The sequence below is a fragment of the Methanobrevibacter sp. genome, assembly GCF_045644645.1.
In the GTDB taxonomy this organism is placed as follows: Archaea; Methanobacteriota; Methanobacteria; order Methanobacteriales; family Methanobacteriaceae; genus Methanocatella.
Genome location: NZ_JAZRHE010000164.1, coordinates 1 through 4,389, shown reverse-complemented (window position 1 = coordinate 4,389; position 4,389 = coordinate 1). Strand labels below are relative to the sequence as shown.

Annotated in this window: 5 protein-coding genes; 1 reads left to right on the top strand and 4 read right to left on the bottom strand. The window is 32.1% G+C overall.

The window, feature by feature from the left end; all coding sequences use genetic code 11:
• Positions 1–348: 348 nt before the first annotated feature.
• The 3 genes from ACKI4K_RS10545 to ACKI4K_RS10535 all read right to left on the bottom strand — a co-directional run bounded on the left by ACKI4K_RS10545 (position 349) and on the right by ACKI4K_RS10535 (position 2,797).
• Positions 349–663: a hypothetical protein gene (locus tag ACKI4K_RS10545; RefSeq protein WP_407424839.1), complete on the bottom strand. Its 315-nt coding sequence runs from the start codon at positions 661–663 to the stop codon at positions 349–351.
• A 282-nt stretch (positions 664–945) separates the two neighbouring features.
• A complete protein-coding gene (locus ACKI4K_RS10540) occupies positions 946–2,691 on the bottom strand; it encodes a hypothetical protein (RefSeq protein WP_407424838.1) in 1,746 nt (581 codons plus the stop codon).
• Positions 2,675–2,797: a hypothetical protein gene (locus ACKI4K_RS10535; RefSeq protein WP_296871959.1), complete on the bottom strand. Its 123-nt coding sequence runs from the start codon at positions 2,795–2,797 to the stop codon at positions 2,675–2,677. The genes ACKI4K_RS10540 and ACKI4K_RS10535 overlap by 17 nt, the downstream gene beginning before the upstream one ends.
• A 982-nt stretch (positions 2,798–3,779) precedes the next feature.
• Between ACKI4K_RS10535 and ACKI4K_RS10530 the strand changes: the two genes are divergently transcribed.
• Positions 3,780–4,007, top strand: coding sequence for a hypothetical protein (locus tag ACKI4K_RS10530; RefSeq protein WP_407424837.1), 228 nt, complete (start codon positions 3,780–3,782; stop codon positions 4,005–4,007).
• A gap of 67 nt (positions 4,008–4,074) precedes the next feature.
• Here the strand turns inward: ACKI4K_RS10530 and ACKI4K_RS10525 are convergent.
• Positions 4,075–4,389, bottom strand: a 315-nt coding sequence (locus tag ACKI4K_RS10525) for a hypothetical protein (RefSeq protein WP_407424836.1), incomplete at its 5' end; no start/stop codon positions are given.

Here is a 4,389-nt window from a genome sequence, read left to right as displayed (position 1 = left end):
GGAATTATATTTTTTTTAGTTTACATGATTAACCCTCTTTAGGTTGTCAATATGATGGTGTTTTTTTGATTAATTCAGTTTTAATTTCCTTGTTTGTGTTAGAATTATCAATTAATATTGGGTTAATTATTGGGAAATACTTTTGTTTGGACAGAAAATCAATACAGATCAAAAATAAAGTAGGTCGTGCAATAAGAGTTTCAGCAGACATTCAACAAAATTTCTCTTATATGGAAGAAATGTGACTGGGTTCACGAAAATATGGGCATTAATATTTTTGGAAAAAAATTGTTGTTGTCCAAATAAAACAATTACTGAAAAAACTAACTGGTAACATTGACGACAGTATTAACTTTTCAACAATTTTCTCCTACCTTTCCAAACCAATTGGCGCTGTTTTTTTCTCAATTTCTTATATTCAACATACATCTGTGCTGTGATGTGTCCATGTAATCTTCGAAACTCATCAATTCTGACAATGTCTGATTGAACAATAGCTGATTCTCCTTCATGCCAGCAGTAATATGGATGATGACATGGGACATCATTTTTAAAGGCCAATCCAGTTTTGCAGTTGTTGCAGTAATCAACAAACCACAATTCCTCTTCCCTTTGTGTTTTTTCCTTTTTGGCTTCGATTATCTGTTGTCTTATTGACTTCATTAAATCACTTCACTAATTTAAAAAAGACCAAAAAGACCCCAAAGACTTTTTCAATGGTCTTTTTAAAAAACTCTTCAAAAATCTTTAACAATGAAAATAACAGTTCTCATGCCTTTTAAATCAAACATATTTTTAAAAAGACTGCACTTTAGAAAGTATGTGGGAGGAACTTTAAAAGTCCCCCTCACTTGTCTGGAAATTCATGGTCTTTTTTAGTTTTCCACATTAACAAACCCTATAGAAAAACATCGGATAATGCTTCAATTAACTGAAAAACAATTCTCAATCCTTTTCCAATAAGGGCTTTTCAAAGACTTTTCTAAAAGTCTTTTTAGTCTTTATGGTTTTTGCCCAAACTGGTTTTTCCACCTCACTATCAAAGTTCATAACGCTTAAGCCTTCGACAAACTTATCTTCATTCATAAGCTCTACAACCCATTCACCGATTTCATATCGGATATCCTCATATACAGAATCGTCTATGTGCTTTAGATTGTAGCTGATATGTGCAATTTCACTTTTTGCCAAGTCATATATATTGAAGTTACTGAAACGTTCAGTTATTTGCAGAAATCCTTGATTTTTCAGTTCATACATGTATTTCCTAACGGAATCTAAGCTTAATTCAAGATTTTGAAGTTGGAAGTATTCGCTGGTTGTAATTCCCATGCCAGGCATCACCCTCTCCTTTTGCATCTTCCAGTCATCGATATTGTTTCTGATGTCGTTTAATACATCAACGGCCTTGGGTGCTAGATTTGCAGATATGCTTTCCTTGTATGGATTCAGCAGGCTCATGAACTGCTGCACGTCTGCAATATTGGTTAGAATTACCTTTTTGCCGTCAACGTCATGGACTTCATGGTTATAGTAATTCAAGGCAGTTATCGTTTTTAAAATGCCATTGAACTTGTCGAAATCTCTTTTATAGAAGGCGGAGTTCTTTAAAAAGTCAATGACGAAGTAGACATATGGATTTATTATTGCAATATCTTCAAAGACTTCTTTTAGATGCAATAACATATAAGGCACTAGTTCAGCTTCATTTTCATATTTTTTTAAAGTGTTGTAGCTCCTACCATGTTTGAATTCCAGTAGTCTGTTTCTGCGGTTGAATATTTCCTTGTTGTCCATTCTTGGTGTGATGAATATGCTTCTGCTCATTTCCTGTTCATCGAAATTGTGGTTAGGTACGGTAGTGTATGTTAGGCAAGGCCGACCCTCCAGTTTCAGATCTTTTACTTCCCATCCACCTTCGCCATCTGGAATGTTTAATGGTTTGTTTAGAAAGCCGTCTGACTGAAGTTCCTTCATGAGGTTTTTGGATTCTTCCATGAACTCATGGTCATTGGCGCCGCCCATATCACCATAATTGACAATCTTGCCGTCATAGAAATACCTGTCCTTTTTTGCACGGTTGAACAGTGCAGCTTCTGTGATTTTCTTTTCATTGACAATGAATTTTTCTGGAATCAGTCTTAATGCGGTTTCCTGGATATGGGATTTGCCGCTGCTGGCTTCGCCCAGACATATCACTGACACAGGATTTTTTAAGATAACCTGTCCTGCATATACGGTAAATGCATACAGTATGTTGTTTCGCTCACCTGCTGTAAACCATTCAACAATACTTCCAATATAAATCAATGGATAATCCACTGACTGCAGTTTGGTGATAGCTTCCTTTGATTTAATGATATCCTTTTCTTTTTCAGCTTGCTTTTTGTCAGCTATTTTCTGTTCAATGGAGGAAAGTTCATTTTCATAGTTGAGCTGTAGCAATTGTTTCACTTCTTCGAACTGGTTGTTGAGCATCTTCGAGTCTGTTTTGGCTTTCCGATTCATGATCTGTTTGCACTGCCTTGCGACATTGCTCTGTGGGGATAATGTGGCAGGAGGTCTGTTTACATGCTCTCCAATCTTATTTCCGTACTGATTTTTGAATACATATGTAACCTTATCAACATTCTTTTTGTTGATGATAAGTGTTATTGTGTCTTTTGTGGGCAGTTCAGCTGTGTTGGTCATATTTATTCACTATCTCATCAATTCTGTCTAAAATTTCCCATATTCTATCCCACATCTCCTTTGGCACATAAACATATGTTACTCCATCTATCTCTTTTTTTAACATGATTTTTCTCCTATTTTTTCCCAATTATTTAGGGTTATATTATCAACAGTCTAAAGCTCATTCTTGTTGAGGTCTTTGGAAAAATAAAAACAGTATTGGAGCAAATTAATATTTCCATCATTTACCTAATATTTTGAATAATCTTTATATATTTCTTAAAATAAACTAGATATTGGGTTAAGTTTTGGAAAATATTAATTTTTAACAAAGTTTCAGGGCTCTGTTTAACTATTTCTATTTTTCTCGACTGACCTTAGGATTATATTAAAAAATAATATTAGCTCGTTATTCATAATATAATCCTTTTTTTATAATCTGTTTTTTCTAACGGCTTTCTTGATATTTTACCTCTCTAAATTTGATTTTCAGGCCTTCCCAAAAAAAGTTGTACGACTGTGAAAATTGCTTTTACTTCGTAATATTGCTTTCAGTTGGTAATGGCCAATGTATAGTTTATAATTATGTATATATAAACATTTCTATTCGATTTCATTATTAAACTGTTCAGTTTTTTGAGAAAAAATTGTGTCCTAAAGCCTTGGATTTTTTGGAATTTCTGTAAACATTTCAACAAGAATTCACGACAGAAAAAGTCAAATGTACAAAATCAAAAAACGATTTAGAAATCATTAAATTAGTGTTAGATTCCAATAGGGGTTTATTATCTTTTTTATTATCCTATTTATATAAAATAAGTAATAATAAACGATTTTCAAAAGTTTTATAATTGATGATGGCTTTGGGAATCAATTTCCAATTGAAGTAGCATGTGTTAATGTTAATTCAAAAATTATAACGGAACATCGCTTTTTGAAAGATAAAACCAAGACAATATAACTCCCACACTAAAAACAATTATTAAAATTAAGATAGGTGTTATCAATCCAGTTGAATACTTATATATCTCTCCGGGAGATATTATGAATGGCTCATCCAAGGGTAATATGGTGCATATGGCCTTTGGTATGCAATCATATTTATCATGAATGCAAATACACCACAGATTATTCCTGGAATAATGTTTTTCATTACCATGCCAATGAAAACAATGGGGGCATTGATAAAAACAATAAAAAGCCTCCCAATACCCTCCTTAAAATATTCAATAGCTATTGTTAGACTAATATCAGGTATTCCTCCTAAGATAGAACAAATGCAGCATGTAATAAATGATATTATTGTCAAAAGCAAAATCTATATTAGATCTTGAAATTTTCCACATAGATATTTTCGTGATACTGATCCTGATAATAAATTTTTTTGTAACCCTTAATTCATCATTTTAATTCGTTCTGATAATATTTGTATAAAAATCCAGCATGATTTATGAATTCGTCTGATAAAGAGTGTTGATTATAATCATGAAATTCTTTAAGATTACTCTTAATTCTTTTGTTATCATAACTTAAAAACCAAATTTTCCATTCAATTAAAAAAGTCGAATCAAAAAATTCACATGATTCATTATCCTCATTAATATGTAGAATATTATAATCAACTAATTTTCTCAGAACATCCTCAAAAATCAAATTTTCATCATCATTTAATTTTAAACTAAAATTAGATAAATTAAATTGATATGCATACTCCCA

What these genes read in the sequence shown, in the direction of transcription:
- ACKI4K_RS10545 (WP_407424839.1), bottom strand. Translation starts at nt 663, where the DNA reads ATGAAGTCAATAAGACAACAGATAATCGAAGCCAAAAAGGAAAAAACA.
- ACKI4K_RS10540 (WP_407424838.1), bottom strand. Translation starts at nt 2,691, where the DNA reads ATGACCAACACAGCTGAACTGCCCACAAAAGACACAATAACACTTATC.
- ACKI4K_RS10535 (WP_296871959.1), bottom strand. Translation starts at nt 2,797, where the DNA reads ATGTTAAAAAAAGAGATAGATGGAGTAACATATGTTTATGTGCCAAAG.
- ACKI4K_RS10530 (WP_407424837.1), top strand. Translation starts at nt 3,780, where the DNA reads ATGAATGCAAATACACCACAGATTATTCCTGGAATAATGTTTTTCATT.